The organism is Pseudomonas helleri (genome assembly GCF_001043025.1).
In the GTDB taxonomy this organism is placed as follows: Bacteria; Pseudomonadota; Gammaproteobacteria; order Pseudomonadales; family Pseudomonadaceae; genus Aquipseudomonas; species Aquipseudomonas helleri.
On the sequence record NZ_JYLD01000001.1, the window covers coordinates 430,928 to 453,194 of the forward strand.

General features: G+C 51.1%; 15 protein-coding genes and 1 tRNA gene. 14 read left to right on the plus strand and 2 right to left on the minus strand.

All coding sequences use genetic code 11. From position 1 onward, the window contains the following. Window positions 1–27: 27 nt before the first annotated feature. From TU84_RS01865 to TU84_RS01925, 14 genes are all read left to right on the plus strand, one after another. On the plus strand, window positions 28–2,241 hold the full coding sequence (locus TU84_RS01865; protein WP_048366797.1) for an AsmA family protein: 2,214 nt from the start codon (window positions 28–30) through the stop codon (window positions 2,239–2,241). Further along, window positions 2,238–3,305, plus strand: a complete 1,068-nt coding sequence (gene mutY, locus TU84_RS01870; RefSeq protein ID WP_048366798.1) for an A/G-specific adenine glycosylase — start codon at window positions 2,238–2,240, stop codon at window positions 3,303–3,305. The genes TU84_RS01865 and mutY overlap by 4 nt, the downstream gene beginning before the upstream one ends. Next, the gene (locus TU84_RS01875; RefSeq protein WP_048366799.1) at window positions 3,302–3,574 is read left to right on the plus strand and encodes an oxidative damage protection protein; all 273 of its coding nucleotides are present in this window, start codon (window positions 3,302–3,304) and stop codon (window positions 3,572–3,574) included. Before mutY ends, TU84_RS01875 begins: the two co-directional genes overlap by 4 nt. Window positions 3,575–3,678: 104 nt before the next feature. Next, window positions 3,679–3,754, plus strand: a tRNA-Phe gene (locus tag TU84_RS01880). 1,182 nt (window positions 3,755–4,936) lie between these two features. After that, on the plus strand, window positions 4,937–5,230 hold the full coding sequence (locus tag TU84_RS26645; RefSeq protein WP_338152542.1) for a helix-turn-helix domain-containing protein: 294 nt from the start codon (window positions 4,937–4,939) through the stop codon (window positions 5,228–5,230). Further along, window positions 5,227–8,457 (plus strand): helicase-related protein, encoded by a 3,231-nt coding sequence (locus tag TU84_RS01890; protein WP_241486369.1) that lies wholly within the window; start codon window positions 5,227–5,229, stop codon window positions 8,455–8,457. The genes TU84_RS26645 and TU84_RS01890 overlap by 4 nt, the downstream gene beginning before the upstream one ends. A gap of 14 nt (window positions 8,458–8,471) precedes the next feature. Continuing rightward, on the plus strand, window positions 8,472–9,251 hold the full coding sequence (locus tag TU84_RS01895; protein ID WP_048366800.1) for a DUF4391 domain-containing protein: 780 nt from the start codon (window positions 8,472–8,474) through the stop codon (window positions 9,249–9,251). Further along, window positions 9,251–11,113, plus strand: coding sequence for a site-specific DNA-methyltransferase (locus TU84_RS01900; protein ID WP_206541188.1), 1,863 nt, complete (start codon window positions 9,251–9,253; stop codon window positions 11,111–11,113). Before TU84_RS01895 ends, TU84_RS01900 begins: the two co-directional genes overlap by 1 nt. A gap of 12 nt (window positions 11,114–11,125) precedes the next feature. Continuing rightward, the gene (locus TU84_RS01905) at window positions 11,126–14,146 is read left to right on the plus strand and encodes a type III restriction-modification system endonuclease (protein WP_048366801.1); all 3,021 of its coding nucleotides are present in this window, start codon (window positions 11,126–11,128) and stop codon (window positions 14,144–14,146) included. 151 nt (window positions 14,147–14,297) lie between these two features. Continuing rightward, window positions 14,298–14,531 (plus strand): hypothetical protein, encoded by a 234-nt coding sequence (locus tag TU84_RS25980; RefSeq protein ID WP_157403779.1) that lies wholly within the window; start codon window positions 14,298–14,300, stop codon window positions 14,529–14,531. 532 nt (window positions 14,532–15,063) lie between these two features. Continuing rightward, window positions 15,064–15,363 carry a hypothetical protein gene (locus tag TU84_RS01910; protein ID WP_048366971.1) on the plus strand — a complete coding sequence of 100 codons (300 nt, stop codon included), beginning with the start codon at window positions 15,064–15,066 and terminating at the stop codon, window positions 15,361–15,363. A 652-nt stretch (window positions 15,364–16,015) separates the two neighbouring features. Then, entirely contained in the window at window positions 16,016–16,570 is a 555-nt protein-coding gene (locus tag TU84_RS25190) for a hypothetical protein (protein WP_053225177.1), read from the plus strand. After that, complete coding sequence (locus TU84_RS01920) at window positions 16,548–16,916, plus strand: hypothetical protein (protein WP_048366802.1); 369 nt, start codon at window positions 16,548–16,550, stop codon at window positions 16,914–16,916. Before TU84_RS25190 ends, TU84_RS01920 begins: the two co-directional genes overlap by 23 nt. 170 nt (window positions 16,917–17,086) lie before the next feature. Continuing rightward, entirely contained in the window at window positions 17,087–18,241 is a 1,155-nt protein-coding gene (locus TU84_RS01925) for a tyrosine-type recombinase/integrase (RefSeq protein ID WP_048366803.1), read from the plus strand. A gap of 205 nt (window positions 18,242–18,446) precedes the next feature. Here the strand turns inward: TU84_RS01925 and TU84_RS01930 are convergent, their stop codons facing one another. Both TU84_RS01930 and TU84_RS01935 read right to left on the minus strand, forming a co-directional pair. Then, a complete protein-coding gene (locus TU84_RS01930; protein ID WP_048366804.1) occupies window positions 18,447–20,648 on the minus strand; it encodes a DUF927 domain-containing protein in 2,202 nt (733 codons plus the stop codon). Continuing rightward, complete coding sequence (locus TU84_RS01935) at window positions 20,645–21,751, minus strand: tyrosine-type recombinase/integrase (protein ID WP_157403780.1); 1,107 nt, start codon at window positions 21,749–21,751, stop codon at window positions 20,645–20,647. Before TU84_RS01935 ends, TU84_RS01930 begins: the two co-directional genes overlap by 4 nt. Window positions 21,752–22,267 lie beyond the last annotated feature (516 nt).

Here is a 22,267-nt window from a genome sequence, read left to right on the forward strand (position 1 = left end):
TCCCAACAGACTTACAAGGACTCGCCCATGAAAGCGTTCGGCAAAATCCTGGGTCTGGTGCTTCTCGGGTTGTTGCTGATCATCGTGGCGCTGGGCTTTGCCCTCAGCCACCTGTTCGATCCCAACGATTACAAAGACGAGATCCGCCAGATAGCCCGTGACAAAGCCCACATTGAGCTGACCCTCAATGGCGACATCGGTTGGAGCCTCTTCCCGTGGCTTGGCCTGGAACTGCACGACGCCAGCGTGGCGACCCTGACAGCCCCCGACCAGCCTTTTGCCGACTTGCAAATGCTCGGCCTGTCAGTGCGGGTGCTGCCACTGCTGCGCAAAGAAGTGCAAATGAGCGACGTTCGGGTCGAAGGCCTGAACCTGCACCTGACCCGCGACAAAGACGGTCGCGGCAACTGGGAAGACATTGGCAAGCCTGCACCCGCTGCGCCCGGCACTGAAACAGCCGCCACCGACAGCACCAAGCCTGCTGCCGCAGACACCGCCAGCCAGCCGATCAAGCTCGACATCGACAGCCTGACCGTGAACAACGCCCGCGTTGAATACAGCGACGAGCTGACCGGCAAGCAGTTCAGCGCCGAGAGCATCCAGCTGAGCACCGGCCCGGTTCATGAGGCCACCAGCATCCCGGTCAAACTGACCGCCTTTTTGGGCACCAACCAGCCAGTGATGCGGGTCAAGACCGAGCTCGATGGCAAGCTGCGCTTTGACCGCGTGCTAAAGCGCTATCAGCTTGAAGACATGAAGATCGTGGGCGAAGCCTCGGGCGAGCCGCTGCAAGGCAAAACCATGAACTTCTCGGCTTCAGGCCAGCTTTTGGTTGATATGGCAGCGAACGTCGCCGAATGGAGCAGCTTGAAGATTTCTGCCAACCAGCTGCGCGCCCTCGGTGAACTCAAGGCCAACAGCCTCGACAAAACCCCGCAAATCAGCGGCGGTCTGTCGATTGCCCAGCTCGACCTGGCCAAGTTCCTCGACAGCATCGGCCAGCCCCTGCCCACTATGGCGCCGGGCAGCCTGAGCAAGTTCGAGCTGGTCACCCAGCTCTCCGCTACGCCGACTAGCGTGAGCTTTGATGACCTCAAGCTGAACCTCGATGACAGCACCTTCAATGGCCGCATTGCCGTCGAAGACTTCGCCAAGCAAGCCCTGCGTATTCAGCTTAAAGGCGACACGTTCGACGCTGATCGCTACCTGCCGCCTAAATCAGCCGAATCCAATGGCGCCAAGGCTGCGCGTCAGGCCGAAGTGCAAGGCAGCGAAGCCAGCGCACTGACCGCCTCGGGTGACAGCCCGCTGCCGGATGCACCGACCAAGAGCGGCTGGAGCACCACCAAGATCATCCCCGTCGAGCGCCTGAAAACCCTGGACCTGAACGCCGACATCAGCTTTGGCCAACTGACCCTGAGCAAACTGCCCATCCAGAATGCTGCGCTCAAAGCCAACAGCAAAGACGGTGTGCTGACCCTCGAAAACCTCAGCGGCAGCCTCTACAAAGGCACGTTTGCCGCCAACGGCAGCCTGAATGTGCAGCCGGTGTTGCCGGTGGTCAAACTGCAAACCCGCATCACCAGTGTGCCGGTTGAGAAGATCCTCCAGAGCCAGGGGCAAACATCGCCCGTCACCGGCTTGTTGACCCTCAACAGCAACGTGACCGGCAGCGGCAACAGCCAGAGCGCGCTGATCCAGAGCCTCAACGGCACCGCCAGCTTCGCCCTCAACAACGGCGCGCTGCTCAATGCCAACATTGAACAGCAACTGTGCAAAGCCATCTCCACGCTCAACCGCAAAACCCTGAGCGGCGCCCCGCTGGGCAAAGACACGCCCTTCAACGAACTCAAGGGCAGCCTGGTATTCCGTAACGGCGTAGCCAGCAACCAGGACTTGGTGGTGCGCATTCCCGGCCTGAGCGTCAAAGGCGATGGCGACATCGACCTGCGCGTATTGGGCATGGACTACCGCATTGGCATCACCATCGAAGGCGACACCCGCCCCATGCCCGACCCGGCGTGCCAGGTGGGCAAAAACTTCGTCGGCATCGAGCTGCCCTTGCGCTGCCGTGGACCGCTTGAACTGGGCGCCAAGGCCTGCCGCCTGGACAAAGAAGGCTTGGGCAAAGTCGCCGTTAAAGCCGCCGGCAACAAACTGAGCGAGAAACTTGAAGAAAAACTCGGAGACAAAGTCAGCCCCGAACTCAAAGACGCGCTCAAAGGGCTGTTTAAACGATGAGGGATGAGCAGTTCGCAAGTGCCGTGCTCGATTGGTATGACCGCCACGGCCGCCACGACTTGCCCTGGCAACAGGGCATCACCCCTTATCGGGTGTGGGTCTCGGAAATCATGTTGCAGCAGACTCAAGTCAGCACCGTGCTCAACTACTTCGACCGCTTTATGGCGTCATTGCCAACGGTCGAAGCCTTGGCCGCAGCCCCCGAAGACGAAGTGCTGCACCTGTGGACCGGCCTGGGTTACTACACCCGCGCCCGCAATTTGCAAAAGACCGCGAAGATCGTCGTCGAGCAATACGGCGGCGAATTCCCGCGTGACGTTGAAAAACTGGTCGAACTGCCCGGCATTGGCCTGTCTACCGCCGGAGCAATTGCCAGCCTGAGCATGGGCCTGCGCGCGCCGATCCTCGACGGCAACGTCAAACGGGTGCTGGCCCGCTTTACCGCGCAAGAAGGCTACCCGGGCGAACCCAAGGTCGCCAAACAGCTGTGGGCCACCGCAGAACGCTTCACGCCCTATGACCGGGTCAACGCCTACACCCAGGCGATGATGGACATGGGCGCCACGCTCTGCACCCGCAGCAAGCCCAGTTGCCTGCTGTGCCCGCTGGAAACCCACTGCGAAGCGCACATGCTCGGCCTCGAAACACGCTACCCGATCCCCAAGCCGCGCAAAACCATCCCGCAAAAGCGCACGCTGATGCCGATGCTGGCCAACGCCGACGGCGAGATTCTGCTTTACCGCCGCCCGTCGACCGGTTTGTGGGGCGGCCTGTGGAGCCTGCCCGAGCTGGACGACTTCAATGACATCGAGTCGCTGGCCCAGCAACACGCGCTGGCCCTGGGCGAACATCACGAACTGCCCGGCCTGACCCACACCTTTAGCCACTTCCAACTGGCCATTGAGCCCTGGTTGATCCAGGTCCAGGAAGCTGGCCATCACGTGGCCGAGGCCGACTGGCTCTGGTATAACCTCGCCACCCCGCCGCGCCTGGGCCTTGCTGCCCCGGTGAAGAAGCTGCTCAAACGCGCAGCCGACCTAATCCACGCAGGAGAGACCTCATGACCCGCACCCTCATGTGCCGCAAATACAAAGAAGAACTGCCCGCCCTCGAGCGCGCCCCATTCCCGGGCGCCAAAGGTCAGGACATTTTCGACCACGTCTCGGCAAAAGCCTGGGCTGACTGGCAAAAACACCAAACCTTGCTGATCAACGAGAAGCGTTTGAACATGATGAACGCCGAAGATCGAAAATATTTGCAGGGCGAGATGGATAAGTTCTTCAGCGGTGAAGAATATGCCAAAGCAGAAGGCTACGTTCCGCCGAGCGAGTAAACCCCGGTTTTAAAGGGTTTGGTCCGTAAGCGACGGTAATAATTAAAATTTTTTGAAAAAAGTGTTTGACGGATCCTCGGAAAAAGCTTCTAATGCGCCCCGTTGCCCAGATAGCTCAGTCGGTAGAGCAGGGGATTGAAAATCCCCGTGTCGGCGGTTCGATTCCGTCTCTGGGCACCAAAATACCGAGAAACCCCAAGGAACAATGTGTCCTTGGGGTTTTTTATTGCCTGCGATTTAATGGCGTCTGGACCATTTCTGGACCAAAACGCTTCGGCAGTGTGATTGAAAGCCATCCAACGGACTTTCGGTACCGGACCCAAAACCGAATAGTTTTAATCTCATTTAAATTGTCAGTCTGAGAGACTCCCTCAGACACGCTGAGACACTGGCAATACAGTCCGCCCCAGCACAGCCCTTTTGTTCCCCCAGGCACACTACAGAGCCTCTGAGCACTCTCTGCTACCTCGCACTGCGAACACTAACTAGTCACGCGGTATGCGCAGCACGGAAGCAGCGGCGTACCCCAAGATCGAATAGCAGGCTACCGAACGGCTACCTACCTCCTTGCAACGCTCTGTCACACTGATTTTCCGTTCAGCTGCCTGCGGCTGAGTTTTTCAGTTCGCGGAGCAGCGACGAGCGCTGATCGTGAGGAAACGGCAGGCTGAATCGTCCCAGCTTTAATAAGGACCCGATAACTGCTGTTTGCCGCTCTTTACCGGCCGTTTCGGATCAACTGGCGACCCCGATGACGGACGCAAGTCGACCCATTGCGGACAGTCAGATTCATTTAGAATGCTAGGGCGATTTAAACGCTCAACTCAGGAAGCTTATATCGTGCGCGAGTCAAAGCGCACAGCTCAACACAAGAAGATGAAAAAGGTTAAAGGGAAGGTCTTTCGAAAAGGTGATTAGCGCGGAACAACAAAGTGAATCGCCCCGGTTTCATAGGTAACTCTGACTGGAAGCTTTTGGCCAATTCTGTTGAAAAAGTCGGTTCTTCCAGACTGCCCGTATACTAACCGCTGAAAGCGCCTTTTTTACGTGCCGCTATGCGAAATCTGAATCGCCCCAGACTTTCGGTACCAGGCCCAAAACTGAATAGCTTTAATGTGATTTAAATCGTCAGGCTGAGAACCTCACTCAGACTAGCTGAGACGTCGGCAACACAGTCCGCCCCAGCGCAGCCCTTTCGCTCCCCCTGGCACGCCACAGGGCCTCTGGGCACTTTCTACCACCTCGCACTCCAGACGCTTACAAGTCACGCGGTATGCGCGGCAGCAGTGAAACCTATATTCCTAGTGATCGACGCGATAGCCTGACGTTTGCACTACCTTTGGCCCGCGAGGGAGATAGGCCATGTACTTCGCATTCCAAGAGACAGTGCAGGCGCTCGAAAAGGACATGATCACGATTGTTGGTTCCTCAATTTCCCCCTATTCTCTCAAGCTCAAAATAGGGGCCGGTGAAATGCCTGAAGACATAATGACCCTGAAGGAAGTTGCTGAGTACCTGAAGCTTGCGGAGAAGACAGCATACCGTCTTGCCGCTGACGGGAAGATCCCCGGCTTCAAGGTAGGGGGTAGTTGGCGGTTCCGAAAAGCCGTTATAGAAGACTGGATCGACCAGCAAACGACCAAAAATCGCACTTGAGTTGGGGTGAACAAGCTTTGTTACTGGACAACAGAAATAACGGCCATGTAGGGAACACGTTGCGCGATCACCTCGCCGCAGGATCGAAACTTTCCGTGCTTTCAGGTCTGTTCACCATCTATGGCTTCTCGGCGCTCAGGAAGGAGCTCTCCCTCATTGACGGTGCAAGGCTCCTGCTGTCCGGCTGGGAAGGCTCATCTCTCCAAGCACTCATCGGGTCGGATGCCGACCTGCGCCTCGTGAACCAGCTCGATCAAAAGCGCATCGCCAGGGAATGCGCCAAATGGCTCGCCAGCAAAGCCCAGGTTCGGTCAGCCAACGCTGCCCAAAATATGTTCCTTGTCGAAGACGGTAGCCAGGGCAGTTTTGCCGTTCACGGCAGCTCTGCTTTCACCCCCGCCGGGCTGGGAGAGGTACAGTCCGATACCCCGCTGATGAATACCGGCATCAACGAGCCAGAAACGACAAAGCAGCTGCTGTCCTGGTTTAACTCTGTCTGGGCAGATTCCCCTAAAGGCCGCGACATCAAGGACGAACTCCTTGAGAAGCTGGAGTTCATCGCCGCCGATCAGCCGGGCGACTTCATTTATTTCCTGACGCTCTACAATATTTTTAAAGACTTCCTCGATGATATCGACGAAGACAGCATCATTAAGACAAAGACCGGGTTCAAGGACACCCTTGTCTGGAACAAGCTTTACAAGTTCCAGAAGGACGGTGTGCTGGGTGCTATCGACAAGCTGGAGAAGCACAACGGCTGCATCATCGCCGACAGCGTCGGCTTGGGTAAGACCTTTGAAGCGTTGGCCGTTATCAAATACTACGAGCTGCGCAATGATCGCGTGCTGGTGCTATGCCCTAAGAAGCTCCGGGATAACTGGACGATCTACACCGTCAACGACAAGCGCAACCTGCTTGCGCAAGACCGCTTCAATTATGACGTCCTGAACCATACCGACCTGTCACGCACGAAAGGCAGCTCCGGCGAGATCAATCTCGAAACCCTAAACTGGGGAAACTACGACCTCATCGTCATCGATGAGTCGCACAACTTTCGCAACAACAACCCCACCAAAGGCACCAAAAACCGCTATACCCGCCTTATGGAGGACATCATCCAGTCAGGCGTGAAAACCAGGGTGCTGATGCTCTCCGCCACGCCAGTGAACAACCGCATGAACGACCTGAAAAATCAGGTCGCCTTCATTACTGAGGGACGTGACGACGCCTTCAGCGATGTCGGCATCAAGAATGTGGAAAGCACGCTACGCCTGGCGCAGAAGCAGTTCAACCAGTGGGTCAAGCAACCGCCTGAAAGCCGCAGTGTGGCTTCCTTGCTGGATACGATGAGCTTCGACTATTTCAAGCTGCTGGATATCGTCACCATTGCGCGCTCCCGTAAGCACATCCAGAAATATTACGGCACGGCAGATATCGGCGAGTTCCCTGTGCGACTGCCACCACAGAACATCTATGCCGATCTCGATTCCACGCACGAATTTCCGCCGCTGAAGGACGTGAACAAGACGATCCGCAGGCTCTCACTGGCGGGCTACTCGCCTATGAAATTCGTCCGGACTGACAAGAAGGATGAGTATGCCCGTCGCTATGACAACGCTGTCGGCGACGGTAGAAGCGTTTTCAAGCAGGTTGATCGGGAGGAGAGCCTGATCCACCTGATGCGGGTGAACCTGCTCAAGCGCATGGAAAGCTCGATCAACTCCTTCACGCTCACTTCGCAAAAGCTTCTGTCGCAGGTCGAAGTGTTGTTACAGAAGATTGACGCCCACGAAAGCGGCGACATCGAAGCTCTGAATATCGAGGATATTCAGGATTTTGAAATGGACTCTCCCGAGCTTGAACCCTTCATGATCGGCAACAAAACACGCGTCTTGCTCCAGGATATGGATCTCATCCGGTTCAGGCAGGAGCTTGAGGCTGATCGAGTCTTCCTGACCTCTATCGTCGAGTCCGCGCAATCAGTGGACGAACACCGCGATGCCAAACTGGAAAAGCTAAAAGAGGTCATTTCCAAAAAAGTCCGGGAACCGCTAAACCCCGGAAACAAGAAGGTCATCGTGTTCACCGCCTTCGCCGATACCGCGAAGTATCTCTATGCCCATCTTGTCGATTGGGCGCGGGACGAGCTGGGAATTCATAGCGCACTTATTACTGGCGGTGGAACCAACAAAACGACTCTGGCCGGGGCGGGCTCGGATCTGAACAATCTCCTGACGGCTTTCTCCCCTGTGTCGAAAGAACGCGGAAAGATCGATCCCGACGCCAAGGCTGAGATCGATCTGCTGATTGCTACCGACTGCATCAGCGAGGGCCAGAACCTTCAAGATTGCGACACGCTCGTCAACTACGACATTCACTGGAACCCGGTCAGGATCATCCAGCGGTTTGGCCGCGTTGACCGTTTGGGCTCGAAAAACACGAAAATCCAGCTCATTAACTTCTGGCCGAACATGGAGCTGGACGAGTACATCAACCTCGAAGCCAGGGTGGCTGGCCGCATGATGCTTCTGGACGTCTCGGCCACGGGCGAGGAAAACGTCATCGACGCCAACGCTCAGGAAATGAACGACCTAGAGTATCGCCGCACGCAGCTTCAGCAGCTCAAAGATGCCGTGGTCGATTTGGAAGACATGGCGGGCGGCGTCTCCATCACGGACTTAACCCTGAACGACTTCCGCATGGATCTTTCAGGCTACATGAAAAAAGGCTTGCACAAGCTGGCACTGGCTCCGCACGGCCTTTACGCCGCCGTCACCATTGATGCAGACCTCAAAGCCGATGGCCTCAAGCCCGGCGTCATCTTCTGCTTGAAGAGCATCAGGGATGGTCATAGGGCCGTCCAGGTGGATGATAACTATCCGCTTGCCCCGTACTTCCTGGTCTATGTCTCCGACGAAGCCGTCGTCGAGCTCAATTTCACGCAAAGTAAGAAGGTGCTCGACCTGCTGAAGAAACACGGCCTCTCGGCAACTTCCGTCGATAGTGAGGCTGCCGGGCAGATAAACGACCGTACAAGGAATGGTTCCGACATGGCGCAGTACCAGCAATTGCTGGCTGTCGCGGTGGATAGCATTGCAGGCAAGAGCGAGGAGAAAGGTGTGCAAAGCCTCTTCGCCAGAGGAGGCACAGTGCTGACCGCGACAAGCAGCCAGGGCATTGAGGATTTCGCCGTTGTAACCTACCTCATCATCACGGACGCTCCGTAAGGCAAGGAAACGCTATGACGCCGGTTACACTGGAAGCCTTCATTGATCATCTTTCAATTCCCAAATCCTGTGAATTGAACAAACCCGTTTTCAAGAAACTCTTTCTTGAAAACGGAGTGCTGGATATTGCCGATAAAACGGCCCTGAAGGACGATGTTGACAAGATACGTTGGCTGTACACCCTGAAGCCCGCCACGATCAACGTCGCTGCCTATGTTGACAGCGAGCGCGACTTCTCTGAAATCGCGGTTCTCCAGGTAGAACTCACTTCGGCTAAACGGCTAAAGCGCATCGCGACCTTTATACAGCGGTCGATTCCATATCCACTGATCCTGCTGTTTACCCAGGAAAACCAGGTTTGTCTAAGCGTGTCCGACAAGCGCATCAACCAGGCGGACAAGGAAAAATGGGTCGTCGAAGACCCCCTTTACACGGATTGGATAGACCTGGCCACACAAACAGCGGCGCAGGCAGCTTTCCTGGAAGATTGCACTATCAACAGCTTTTCCTTTGTCAATTTCCTTAGTTTCTATAAAAGCCTAAGCGAGCGTGTCATAGCTATTAATTGCGCTGTCCATAGCGGACGCTATGAGCGAGCCATGGCCGACAATATAGAAAATAAACCCAGTGAGAGCCGTCTTGAGCGGCTCCGTGAGCTTGAAAAGCTCAACATGCAAAAGACAGAGATCGCCAATAAGCTGAAAAAAGAGCGGCAGGTTGGGCGGCAGGTTGAGTTGAATACCAAGATCAAACAGATTAATGACGTAATTGAAAAAATTAGAGAGACCATTTAATGAATAAGACCGCTATGGATTTAGTTACGCTACAGGACGGTGAAAGCGCGAACATCGTCAACGAAAATATTCAACAGCTTAAAAGTATATTCCCTGAAGCCTTCGAAGAAGGTGGGGTAAATTTCGACACGCTGCGACAACTTCTTGGTGATGCCGGGGCTATTGACGAAGGTGAAGAGAAATACGGTCTGAGTTGGCACGGAAAGAAGAAGGCTCGCCAGATTGCACTAACGCCATCGACTGGCACGTTATTGCCTTGTCCGGAGGAAAGTGTCAATTGGGATACAACTAAAAACCTAATTATCGAAGGCGATAATCTTGAGGTGTTGAAACTCCTGCAAAAGAGCTATGCGGGCAAGGTCAAGATGATATTTATTGATCCGCCATATAATACTGGAAATGAATTTATATATCCAGATAACTTCCAGGATAACCTGGATACGTATTTACAATATACAGGGCAGAAAGACAGCGATGGAGTGAAAGTGTCCAGCAACACCGAGAGCTCTGGTCGGTTTCACACCAACTGGCTCAACATGATGTATCCAAGGCTAAAACTATCAAAGTCGTTGCTGCAAAACAATGGTGCAATATTTATATCCATTGATGATAGTGAAGCACCGAGATTGAGAATGTTGTGCGATGAAGTATTCGGCGAAGAAAATTTCATCACCAACATAATATGGCAGCATAGTGTTCAGCCAAAAGGCTACTCCGGAATATTTTCTGTGCACCATAATCATATTTTGATGTATAGAAAGTCGGAGGACTTTGAGCTAATGTCCCTTGAGAGAACGGACGAGGACAATAAAGCCTACTCAAACCAAGACAATGATCCAAAGGGTGATTGGCGAACAGGTGACGTAAGAAACGCTCTGTATAGGAAAAATCTGAAGTATCCAATTACAACTCCATCAGGAAAGATAATCAATCCTCCTGATAACGGATGGCGATGGAGCAAGGAGACTCTTAGTGGCAAAATCGCTACAGGAGAGATATTCTTCAGTGAAGACGAAACAAGAATTATTAGAAAAATCTACCTTGCTGACCTTGATGGGCGTACACCAGAAACAATTTGGTTTGCAAAAGACTCTGGAACCACCAGATCTGGCGTCAAAGAGCTAAAAGCCACCTTTGATGGTGAGGTTCCTTTTGATACGGTAAAGCCCACAGAGCTGATAAAGCGAATGATGAAAGTATCTGGCGTTAACGCAGAAGATATCGTTCTTGATTTTTTCGCAGGCTCTGGAACTACCGGCGCAGCTGTTTTTGACACCGAACAGTCTAGGTTTATATTAGTGCAGTTGCCAGAAGAAATCGATGAGAGCAAGCCCCATGGCATTACCGCTAGAAAGCTTGGCCTATCAAAAATTTCGGATGTTACAAAAGAGAGACTAAAACGCTGCTCGGTTAATAAGTCCCCCTTGAATGCAGGATTTAAAGTTTTCAAACTTTCAAATTCCAATATCCGTGCATGGAACCCGGATCGTACCGATCTCGAACAAACGTTACTTTCTCATCAGGAACATTTGATTGAGGGGCGTACCGAACAAGATGTTCTTTATGAGCTACTAATCAAGCGCGGCATCGATCTGTCTGTACCAATTGAAAGCAGGAATGTATCAGGCAAAGAAGTCTACAGCATTGGTTACGGTGTATTGTTTGCGTGCCTTGATGAATCTATCGCCCAGGCCGATGTTGAGAATGTTGCCCAGGGAATTCTCGCATGGTACGGCGAGCTGAGCCCGTCTTCAGATACGCATGTCTTTTTCCGTGATAGTGCATTCAGTGATGACATAGCGAAGACTAACATGGCCGCCATTCTGGAACAGAACGGCATAACCCATGTTCGCAGCTTGTAAGGAGTGTCACTGATGAAGCTGCATTTTCAAGACAATCTTGACTATCAGATGGCGGCAATAGAGTCTGTCGTCAGCCTATTTAAAGGGCAGGAAATCTCGCGCTCGGAATTCACGGTCACCTACCGCCCTGAATCTGGGCCGCAGGCTTCGCTTGGTCTGGAGGAAAATGAACTCGGCGTTGGCAACCGCCTGCAACTGGTTGATGAAGAATTACTCGATAATTTGCATGCTATCCAGCTCGACAATGGCCTGCGTCCTGCTGGCAATCTCGCAAGCGGCGACTTTACGGTTGAAATGGAAACGGGCACGGGTAAAACTTACGTCTATCTCCGCACGATATTTGAACTAAATAAAAATTACGGCTTTACAAAATTCGTAATTGTCGTACCTTCTGTTGCCATTAAAGAAGGTACGAAGAAAACGCTTGAAATTACGCGCGACCATTTTGAGAATTTGTATCCCAAGGCCAAGGGTTACGAATATTTTCTTTACGACTCTTCCAAGCCTGGGCAAGTGCGTAGTTTCGCCACGAGTTCCAATATCCAAATTATGGTGACGACTGTTGGTGCTATCAACAAAAAAGACGTCAACAATCTCTATAAAGAGCATGAAAATACAGGCGGTGAGAAGCCTATCGACCTGATCAAGGCTACTAGCCCGATCATTATTGTGGACGAACCACAAAGCGTGGACGGTGGCCTGCAAGGACAGGGGAAGAAGGCTTTGGATGCCATGAGCCCGCTCTGCACCCTGCGCTATTCAGCGACGCACGTCGATAAGCACCACATGGTTTATCGTCTCGACGCAGTTGATGCCTATGACCAGGGCTTGGTCAAACAGATCGAGGTTGCCTCCCTCCAAATCGAGGGCGGAAACAACAAACCTTATATAAAGCTCGAATCCACCCATAACCGTAAAGGTTCGATCACTGCAAAAATAGAAATCGATGTGCAGCGTGGGAAAAAAATCAGCCGCGAAACACTGACGGTTGAAGATGGTGATGATCTAGAGCAGATTGCTAATCGTGCCATTTATGAAAACATGCAGATTGGCACGATCACTTGCGGCAAGAACAACGAGTCCATTCAAGTCAAGGGGCCGGGTATCGACAGAACCTTGACCCCCGGTGACGCCATTGGCGGCGTCAGCCCTGATGAGATTAAGCGCCTGATGATCCGCCGCACGATCAAAGAGCATCTCGATAAAGAGCTGACCTTTGCTGCCAACAAGCAGCCTATCAAGGTCTTAAGCCTGTTCTTCATCGATAGCGTTGAGCATTATCGTCAGTACGACGAAGATGGAAGCGTGGTCAAAGGCAAATATGCCTCGATGTTTGAAGAGGAATATACCAAACTCGCAAAATCCAGCGACTATCAAAGTCTCTTCAATGAAATTGACCTGGAGACAAACGCCGCTGAAGTCCATAACGGCTATTTCTCCATCGACAAGAAGGAAAAACTTGTCGATACAGCGGAAAATACTCAAGCTGGTCGCGACAACTCCGAGCGCGCCTATAACCTGATTATGCAGGAGAAGGAAAAGCTGCTGAGCTTTAGCACCAAGCTCAAATTCATCTTTTCCCACTCTGCTCTCAAGGAAGGTTGGGACAACCCGAACGTATTCCAGATTTGTGCATTGCGCGATATGGGCTCGGAGCGGGAGCGTCGCCAGACAATCGGGCGGGGCTTGCGCCTCTGCGTCAATCAGGACGGGCAGCGCCTGCGCGGGTCTGACATCAACACGTTGACTGTCATTGCTACCGAGAGCTATGAAGAGTTTGCCGAAAACCTTCAGAAGGAAATTGAAGAAGATACCGGCATTCGCTTTGGTATCGTTGAATCGCATCAGTTCGCGACAGTACTGATAATCGACGACAAGGGCGAGGCGGCACCGCTCGGAGTAGACCAATCTGAAAAGATTTGGAAATTCCTAAAAGCTGAGGGCTTTGTTGACGCCAAAGGCAAGGTTCAGGATTCGCTTCGCACAAGCTTGAAAGACGGCAGCTTTAAGCTGCCAGACGATATCAAAGCTGAGCTTGGTAGCAAGGCGGATGTCGCTGAAGAAGATATCCAGGGCATTCTTAAGAAACTCGCAGGAAAACTTGATATCAAGAATGCGGATGATCGACGGATCATCCGCACCCGCGAAGCGGTTCTCCAAAGCGAAGAGTTCAAGGCGCTCTGGGAGCGTATCAAGTACAAGACCACGTACAGGGTTGATTTCAATAACAATAAGCTCATTACCGATTGTGCAAAGGCTATTCTGGACTGCCCGCCCATCACCAAAACCAGGGCGCAATTCCGGAAGGCTGACATCGCGATAGGTAAGGGCGGCGTTACGGCGGAAGAGACTGACGTCTCCCGTTTCACGACGATCCATGAGGATGACATCGAGCTTCCCGACATCATCACGGATTTGCAGGACAAGACTCAGCTGACCCGCAGCAGTATCGTCAAGATTCTTACGCAAAGCCATCGCCTGCAGGACTTTGCCCGCAACCCGCAACAGTTCATTGACTATGCGTCAGAAGCCATAAATCGCACTAAGCGATTGGCACTAGTCGATGGTATTAAGTACAGCAAAATCGGCGACGAGCACTTCTACGCGCAAGAGCTGTTCCAACAGGAAGAGCTGAAGGGTTACTTGAAAAACACCCTAGAAACGCAGAAGTCCGTCTATACGCATGTTGTCTATGACTCGGCGGGCGTAGAGAAGACCTTCGCCGAAGACCTTGAAAAGAACGAAGCTGTAAAGGTGTACGCGAAACTGCCGTCCTGGTTCAAAATTCCTACACCGCTTGGCACCTATAACCCCGACTGGGCTGTGGTCGTCGATGATGAAGGTAGGGAAAAACTGTACTTCGTCGTTGAAACCAAAGGTAGCACTTGGTGGGGCGATCTGCGGCATGTCGAGGGCGCTAAAATAAAATGCGGTGAAAGGCACTTTGAGGAGGTCGCCAATGACGACAACCCGGCACGGTACGTACGTGCGGTTGATGTCAATGGCATGATGTCGCATATCAATCAGGACTAACATTCAACCAAATCTGCTGAAAGCGCTCATGGGCATCTCAGTCGAAGAATTTCGATTGAGGTGCCTCCCGCAGCTAAAAGTTAATGATGGTTTTGCACTTTAGTGTCAGCCTTCGCCAAATATTTACATCAAATATGCCGGCCTCAATGCCATGTATGAATCGCCTTTTCAGACACAGGCTGATTTATTGATCAACGGTTGGAATGCTTCTGCGCGGTATCTGCAATCATTCTTCCTGTCCATGCATAACGGCGATAAGTACAAATTTTCTGCCGATGAATTGTCCAGCCTCACCGAAGATCACTTTTCTATTTTTATTGAGTTAGCAGAATATTTCAGGTCTGAAGGGGGGGGCTCCCCTTCAGAGACGTTTGCGCAAAGATGATTGAGCGTCGACCCGACTATCGGGAGCTACCTGTCGGTTTGTATCCGTTTCCAGATCCGGAATTCATTTTTGTTCCCGATCAGTCCGATCTTGCCAAACATCTTTTCGACCAAAACGGGTGAGCGCGGAGGGCGGACCTAGGACAAGAGTCGCTAGTGAGCGCGTCTAACCGAATGCTGATGGTTGCAACACTGCTGGTGTGCGTTTTGGCGACTATCGCCATTGCATCGAATACCGGTTGACGTGGGCCAATGACGTGATTGACAAGTACCAAGCTTGTACCGGCATAATGATATCAACTAGTGTTCGTCATGTCGCTAATACTTTACAAAGAAGTTTGAGTCCAGCGGTGGCACCGCGACGTCCGGCAAGCTAGGAAAGGTCAACAGGTGCATAGCATTTAAGCAGAACTAACTCGGCGTAAGCATCGCAGCTATGCTTGAGCAATAGGGGGAACCCTCCTCCTCAATACAGCACTAACAGCATAGAAAATCAATCGACAACGTTATAAGGCGCTGCAAGTATGACGATGATAAAAATAGACTTGAATAATAGAACCTTTACGCTTGATGACGTGCGCCAACTGATCGCATCGAAGGACGACTCTGTTGACCGTCAACTCCGGGTAACGGACGATGGCATCGCGTATATTTCAGACATCACTGGCGCGGAACATAAAGATGGCCTTAGCTTCAGGCTAAATACGTGGGATGCTGGAGATAAATACACAGGACAAAAGGCTTCTTTGGATAACGCCTGGGTCAAGAAAATACACGAGATACTGATGAAAAACTGGCCGACGCCAAGCTCACCCTATATCGAAATCTACTAATCAATACCCGAAAAACTACAAGTTATTTTTTCCTACTCGTAAAGCAACACGTATGTGATTTGCTTTACGAGCCTTAATCGACCAAAAAAATAATTATAAATAGACTATACCGATATTTCGTATGAAATCACGCAATTTAAAACATTAGCTGATACTCGTGAACATGAATTTGAATATCTAACCTGGCGTTCAGCACGTCTTAATTTTAGCGAAGATGGGACATATTAAAGCTGTTTGATTCAGTCACGCAATACTAGGCAAGTCCTGAGTAAACCGTATTTACGCAAATTTCATGCAGATATATTTCTATGATCCCAACACTCTGTCGGGTGAGTTTCAGGAGATATCTATGTGCACATGCAAAAATCCTTGGATTTCCAGCGCCGTTGACGCAGGCCGAAACATTCCTGACCCGCGCGTTCAGGTTGCCATCAGTATCTACGATCTGCTCTGCACTTTTTGCCGCGAAAAGTAAGCGTTTAAACCGAATTCACACTCAAGCCCACGTTGCATAGGCTTCATAGCTTTTGCCTCATTAATACCTACTTCTAAACGATTGGAGGGTATTCATATCAAGTTATTCAACGTGACCACGGCATCAGCTTGTCTTAGCGGACACTAGTCCGTCACGCCAGCACACTTCGGAAATAATATGAGCAGAACCAAAGCCGTCGAACCCAGCTTCATGGATCTCATCGCGGTAAAAGAAGCCCAAGCATCAAAACTGAGCTCCGGTGCCGAAGGAAAGATCACCTATCAACTCGCCCTTTCAACCGACAGAAAACAGGTGTTCATTGCGTTGGTCGACAGCGGCAGCCAGGGCTACTTCAGCCGCGAATGGGTCAACACCGATGCCATCCTCGAAATACTGGAAAGCCTAGGTCAACGGGCAGAAGCGTTCCCCAGCAAAGTACTTCTCCCCGTGTTTGTCGGACGCTCCAGCAATAATGCGCCATTCCTTGCTGCCGCCCTACTGGCTGAAAAGCTACTGGGAAGAGATGGAAAGCTTGAATCCAAATTGCGCGTGATTGGCGATGCTAGCACCTGGAAAAAAACTGTGCTGGCACTCAAAGGTAAGCCCATGCGGGTTCGGCTCGATGGTAAACCGATTCTATCGACATCGCAGGCGAGCAACTCATCGTCGGAGCCAAACACAGAGCAAGAGAAACCCCAGGAGACAGAGCATGCTGCTAATTCGTCAGAGTGAAGCTGCTGCCCAGATCCTCGACACTGATATGCGCCAATGGGTGGAGAACCAGTTCCGGGTTCTACAAGGTTACGGCACACAGTGGCAACCCGATGAACTCGGCTGGTTTGCCGTTTGGGGCGAAGGCGATGATCCCTATGACAAGGGGCTATTCCTTGGCGTTAGAAGCCTCCTGCACAGTCCCTATGATCCGGTAGCCTCATTTGAAATCGTCGAGGACCACGGTCACTTCTATACCGCCGTCATCCTCCTGTCTGACCTGCTCTCGGTAGAGGTACTGATTCCGAAAGGACTCAATCTTCAATCAGAGATGAGCACGCGACTCGCGCAATGGAGTTCGCATTGACCGGCAGCACCACCGTAAGTACCGGAAATGAACCGGAGCGGCGGACGCAATCAACAGCGCCAAGTTAACCACCCCATTCACCCAACCCTACCGACCACTGATGACGTCCCTGGCTCAGCTTTCTGGGCTGACTCAGGGATAGTCCAAACTCGTGCCACAAAAGGTACCTTATGAGCAAACTAATCCGCTTTTCCAAGCGTGTTATCGACTCACTACCACCGCAACCGACAGAGGCCAAAGCAAGAGAAAGTGAATATTCTGATACCGAAGTTTCCGGCTTGAAATTACTGATCAACAAGCAGGGGCGAAAGTTCTTCTATCTGCGTTACCGGCACGCTGGGCGTCAGCGAAGCATGAAGCTGGGGAATTATGGTGAGTTGGATGTTGCAGAAGCCAGATTGCTTGCCCTGAAGCATCGAGCCCAGCTGTCGAATGGCATTGATCCGCAAGCAGCCGTTACAGAGTTAGGCATGACGTTTCGACGCTTCATTGATGACCACTATCTACCGCATGCCTATGCCAGTAAGCGCAGTGCGAACAGCGATGATTCAAAGTTCAAGACGCACCTGTTTGAGAAGTTTGGTGCAAGACTTCTAGCCACCATCACCCGACAGGAGATCCAACGCTACCATGACGAATTAATCAGCCGACGAGCTCCCGCCACCGCAAATCGACATTTAGCCCTTCTAAAGCGTTGTTTCAACCTCGCAATCCTTTGGGGCTACATAGATAGTAATCCGGCAACCGGAATTCGTATGCACACAGAGAATAATCAGTCTCAACGCTTCCTAAGCATCGAAGAGGCTAAACGACTATGGTCTGCACTAGATATTGACCAAAACCCAATCGCCGCCAAAGCCATCAAGCTGATGCTGGTGACCGGCGTTAGACGTGAAGAGGCCCTTCAGGCCAGATGGGAACACATTGATCATGATAGACAGCTATGGCATTTGCCGATAACCAAAAGTGGTCGTCAGCGCTTCGTGATGCTCAGCGAGACGGCACTTGCCGTATTAAACGAGCTTCCAAATCAGGGCGGTAGAAACTACCTGTTCCCTGGGAGTAAACTGGATAAGCCGTTGAATAACGCTCGAAAATGCTTACAGCGAGCACTCAAAGCGGCTGGCCTTACTCATCTTAGAATTCATGATTTACGCCATACCTTTGCCTCGTTAGCAATCAATAACGGTGCAACACTGTATGAGGTGCAGCATTTGTTAGGGCATGCTAGTAATACCACAACCCAACGATATGCACACTTAGCATCTGACAACCTGAGAATAGCATCAGCACGGGTTGGTGCACTTGTTGTTCCAACTAATTAAACTGCACCATACCGCGACTTACGTTTAAACTAGCAAACCAACTAAATAATAAGAAATTAAAGCAATGTGACAACAGAGTAAAATAATAGTCCTGCGCCTATTTCTACAGCTTAAAAACCCAAGCCGCGACGGGTTTTTTTTGCACATATGCACAATCCAACTCGACCACCAGAGCAGTCTACAATACCTGTGTACTTCCTATACCTCAGTCTTCATCCGATACGGTTTCGACAAATCGTTCCAGACTCTCTGACCATTCAATACTATGATCTTTCAGCCACTCCATCCGCAGGTGGTAATGGGGACTTTTTCCAACAGTATTACGACCCGCGTCGGCCCGCACAAGCAATCCATCATCTTTAAATCGCTTGCCGATAATCTCCACCTCCTTAGCCCCCGAAAAGATCTTCTCAAGAAATTCTTTGGAGATCATGAGCGTAGGCATACCTCCACTGGCTTCTTGATGACGGTACAGCGGTAAACCAAATCTCGGTGCACCTTCAGGTATTTTTTTCTGAAGAATTAACGCCGCAGATAATATTTCCAAGTAATGCCAACGTGTTCTGATCCAAAGCTCAATACAAATCAACATTCCGTTTAGCAAAGTAGTCTCATCGACAAGCTCCGAACTGAACACCTTATTTCGAAGTGCTATCCTGCCCGCCAACACCGCTAACGCGAACCTAGTTAATACTCGGTCGGGCCCAACATTACTTACATAGTTTGGACAAACATCGACAAGATATTGCCTTACTTCATCAAGTTCCGCTTTCCAGTTTTGACGGTCCATCTCAGACAAAAGAGCTTTGATGAAGGCTGGAGCCACAGTACCGTACTGACAAGGAATTCCCGCGGAGAGCGCTTTTTTTACATCTTCAGGCAGGAATGCGTACTCTTCAGCGCCTTGACCCTCAAAGCTTACCGTCCCGCCGCCGATATTGATGTCTACTCCACGATCCAAAATACCTTGTTGCGCATTACGACTCAACATTGAAGTAATCGGAACCTCGCCAGTAGTCATAGAGAATAAGACCCTCGGCGGCGATTCTTGGACATCACCATTACTGCTTAGTCGAGTACGACTGTTGCCATTACCGGTTCTGTAGATGAAGTTATCTAGCGTACCGTAATTGCTACTGCCGATTTCATCAATCAGCATCGGGCCTATCGAGGTTGCCTGGCCCTTGGCTTGAAGCGCGAATTCGGTCGAGCCAAAGGTCTCAATAAGAGATGTCCCATTACGACCGGCACTGCCATGACCGGGCGCGGTGGTGTTCCCGAATAGACTAGCCACCGTAGATAGCAGTAATGTTTTGCCTCGGCCCGCCCCTCCAAAGAAGTTGAACGTGCAAGAGGAAACACCGGGCAGCACATCGAGCATTGTTGACGCTAAGCCAATTTGCAGCGCACCAGTCAGGATATTATTCTTACTGACCGGATCGAGCACCTGTATATTCCAGTCCTTAAGCGTGCCCGATTGAGCAAGCCTCGGTGCTCCAATATCAATATAAAATTTCTCCGCGTCGACACCTGGGGCGAGTATCAATTCCTGGCCGCAAACGCAGCCCTCAATTTTGAAATCATGACCTCGAAACCACCCCTCATGCTTTATCCAAGCCTGACGGTCGATTGTATTGAACGCGTGTCTCAGCAGCTCTTTTACCAGCTCCCCAAAGCTTTTAGCATTAACTACACAGGGCACCTTTGAAACTATCCACTCCGTCAGTTTCTTGGTGTCCTGCATAGTAACATTATCAATGACATGAGATATTACCTGGTACTTATGTCTCGTACGACTCAGAATATTAATGCGTGTCGAGTACTCACTACTTTTTGGGTCTTGCAGGACTTTATCGATCCAGAGAGCCGGTGCAATTTCTTCAGTCTTATCATTCTTCCGGCGTCGTACCCTCTCCAGCGAAAACTCAAAGCCTCCCAAAGTACTGAATCCATACATCGCTTCAATCAAGCCAATTTCACGTGTTTCAATCACATGCAGTAGCTCGAATGGATGCGATTTAGGCTGCTCCCCACTTGCGGGAATCAACCACTGGCCATGTGCCGCAGGTTGAGAGGCAACACCCACGTCTAGATCTATCCTTACTGCAGCCAAGGATCGCTTCAAGAACGCTAACAACTTGCCGTCTTGAACATCAAGTTTTGACATCGGCACGAACAGCTCTGTACTTGTCTGAAAAGCTAGGAAATTCTTTAACAAAACTGGGCGAAGACTGTTGTAGTCTGAGTGAATTTTCGCTATTGAGAAGATCACTGTCTGATTATCAAACTGCAAGCTGTGGACACCCAACAGGGAGTCGCTGTCCCCATCAACGGCCTTCGCACCCACTAGTAGAGCTGCATCCATAACCTCAGTTGATACTGCATCGTTTGAGTGGAATCGTTTCATTGCGCCGCCCTCATTCCAGAACCAAGGGTAATGGACAGACGACAGCTGGCCTTTAGTAAGTCTTCGGAAGCGAGTGCACAATAGCGCTCACTCATTCTGATGGAGGAATGGCCTAACAACCCTTGGACGGTGAAGAGCGGGATTCCCTCTTTCACGCATAGCGAAGCAAATATATGACGAAGGTCATGAAAACGTAAGGACGTAGGAAGCCCGACTGTCTTGCACGCTTTCTTCCAGGGTCGAACCGGCCTTGTCATGTGCAAATTGCCACGCGACGAAGGGAACAGCCAACCCTGTAGGCAGCCGCCTGTCATCTCTAGCCGCCGAGCCAGTAGCGCCAGACAATCATCACTGATAGGTACATGCCTGGCTTTTCCGCTTTTGGTCAACCTGAGAGTGATTTGCCGCGTCGAAAAATCAACATCGTTCCACTGCAAGGGCAGCGCCTCACCTATTCGCATGCCCGTGTACAGCAGTAACTCGACGAGACTCGCGGTACTTGGATCGCTCATTTTTAACCAGCGCACGGCCTTGCCCAGACGCCCGATGAACTCATGAGTGACTTCGTACAGTTTGACCGGCACCTCCCTACGCATCTTAATGCTACGACTGGGGTCGTGGTCACTAAAACCCTGAGCGACGGAGAACCGGAAAATTGCCCGTAACATAGCGAGGTATCGATTCCGGGTCGCATCACTCAATGATGAGTCCAAGGCAGCCAAGACCGTTTGCACGTCCGTGACGTCAATGGCTCTGATACTTTTGCTGCCCAGTAGAGGCTCAACAAATGCCTCAAAGCGCTTGCATTCCCTGCCTATCGAGCGTTTTCCACTGTACTCTCCAGACTTCGCATACACATCGAATACTTGACTCAATGTTAACGAACTTGGACGGTACTCGGCGCTTAGTACCTCTGCCGCTTTTATCCGAGCCTGCTTTATCGTCAAGTCGCTGGAAGTTCCCAACTTAATACGCCGGCGGCTTTTCGTTGCCTCACGAATATAAAAAGCTGAATTCCCTGTCGAAGGGTAGTTGACGATAATAAGACCCTTAATAACAGAATCTCGAATTTCAACTTGCTTTAAAAGCATAGAACTAGACATGAACTTTTCTCGCCTAATGATTGTTTTTTTATTCTCGCATACGATCCAAATCAAGTTCCCGAGCACCAAAACGCAATAAACTACTTATCACGCAAATACTATCTCGAGTGCCCAGCGCTACTCGACATATAGAAACATACCGAGACCATTTAAAAAATAAGCCAAATTTTTAAAGAGCGGTCGCCTTACTGAATTCAAGCTGCAAACTTCCCTGACCTTTCAGCCATAAGCTATAGCAACTAAGAATTCATGTAGACACTTACAATAAGAATATTACGGCAGACAGATTACAACAGGTACCTGACCGCTTGAGATGAATATTATCAAGCCGATTAATTTTTACAAGAGGGGCTGAATTTTCAGCAAGAACAGCAGGCATTAACTTCCAGAAGTTTTTTTATAGAAGCAAAACTGGTTCTCTCCAGGACTTTCAGGCTAAAAACCTTTTCTCTAGTAAAATCCCCTATAACTCTAGGGCAAAACGAGTCGACCCCGTTTCCCCCTAGAGATCCAAGG

Excerpts from the sequence above, each read along its gene's own strand:
- TU84_RS01875 (WP_048366799.1), top strand. The coding sequence starts at position 3,302 with ATGACCCGCACCCTCATGTGCCGCAAATACAAAGAAGAACTGCCCGCC.
- TU84_RS01930 (WP_048366804.1), bottom strand. The coding sequence starts at position 20,648 with ATGAAACGATTCCACTCAAACGATGCAGTATCAACTGAGGTTATGGAT.
- TU84_RS25980 (WP_157403779.1), top strand. The coding sequence starts at position 14,298 with ATGTATGAATCGCCTTTTCAGACACAGGCTGATTTATTGATCAACGGT.
- TU84_RS01865 (WP_048366797.1), top strand. The coding sequence starts at position 28 with ATGAAAGCGTTCGGCAAAATCCTGGGTCTGGTGCTTCTCGGGTTGTTG.
- TU84_RS01900 (WP_206541188.1), top strand. The coding sequence starts at position 9,251 with ATGAATAAGACCGCTATGGATTTAGTTACGCTACAGGACGGTGAAAGC.
- TU84_RS01895 (WP_048366800.1), top strand. The coding sequence starts at position 8,472 with ATGACGCCGGTTACACTGGAAGCCTTCATTGATCATCTTTCAATTCCC.
- TU84_RS01920 (WP_048366802.1), top strand. The coding sequence starts at position 16,548 with ATGCTGCTAATTCGTCAGAGTGAAGCTGCTGCCCAGATCCTCGACACT.
- TU84_RS25190 (WP_053225177.1), top strand. The coding sequence starts at position 16,016 with ATGAGCAGAACCAAAGCCGTCGAACCCAGCTTCATGGATCTCATCGCG.
- TU84_RS01935 (WP_157403780.1), bottom strand. The coding sequence starts at position 21,751 with ATGTCTAGTTCTATGCTTTTAAAGCAAGTTGAAATTCGAGATTCTGTT.
- mutY (WP_048366798.1), top strand. The coding sequence starts at position 2,238 with ATGAGGGATGAGCAGTTCGCAAGTGCCGTGCTCGATTGGTATGACCGC.
- TU84_RS01905 (WP_048366801.1), top strand. The coding sequence starts at position 11,126 with ATGAAGCTGCATTTTCAAGACAATCTTGACTATCAGATGGCGGCAATA.
- TU84_RS01925 (WP_048366803.1), top strand. The coding sequence starts at position 17,087 with ATGAGCAAACTAATCCGCTTTTCCAAGCGTGTTATCGACTCACTACCA.
- TU84_RS26645 (WP_338152542.1), top strand. The coding sequence starts at position 4,937 with ATGTACTTCGCATTCCAAGAGACAGTGCAGGCGCTCGAAAAGGACATG.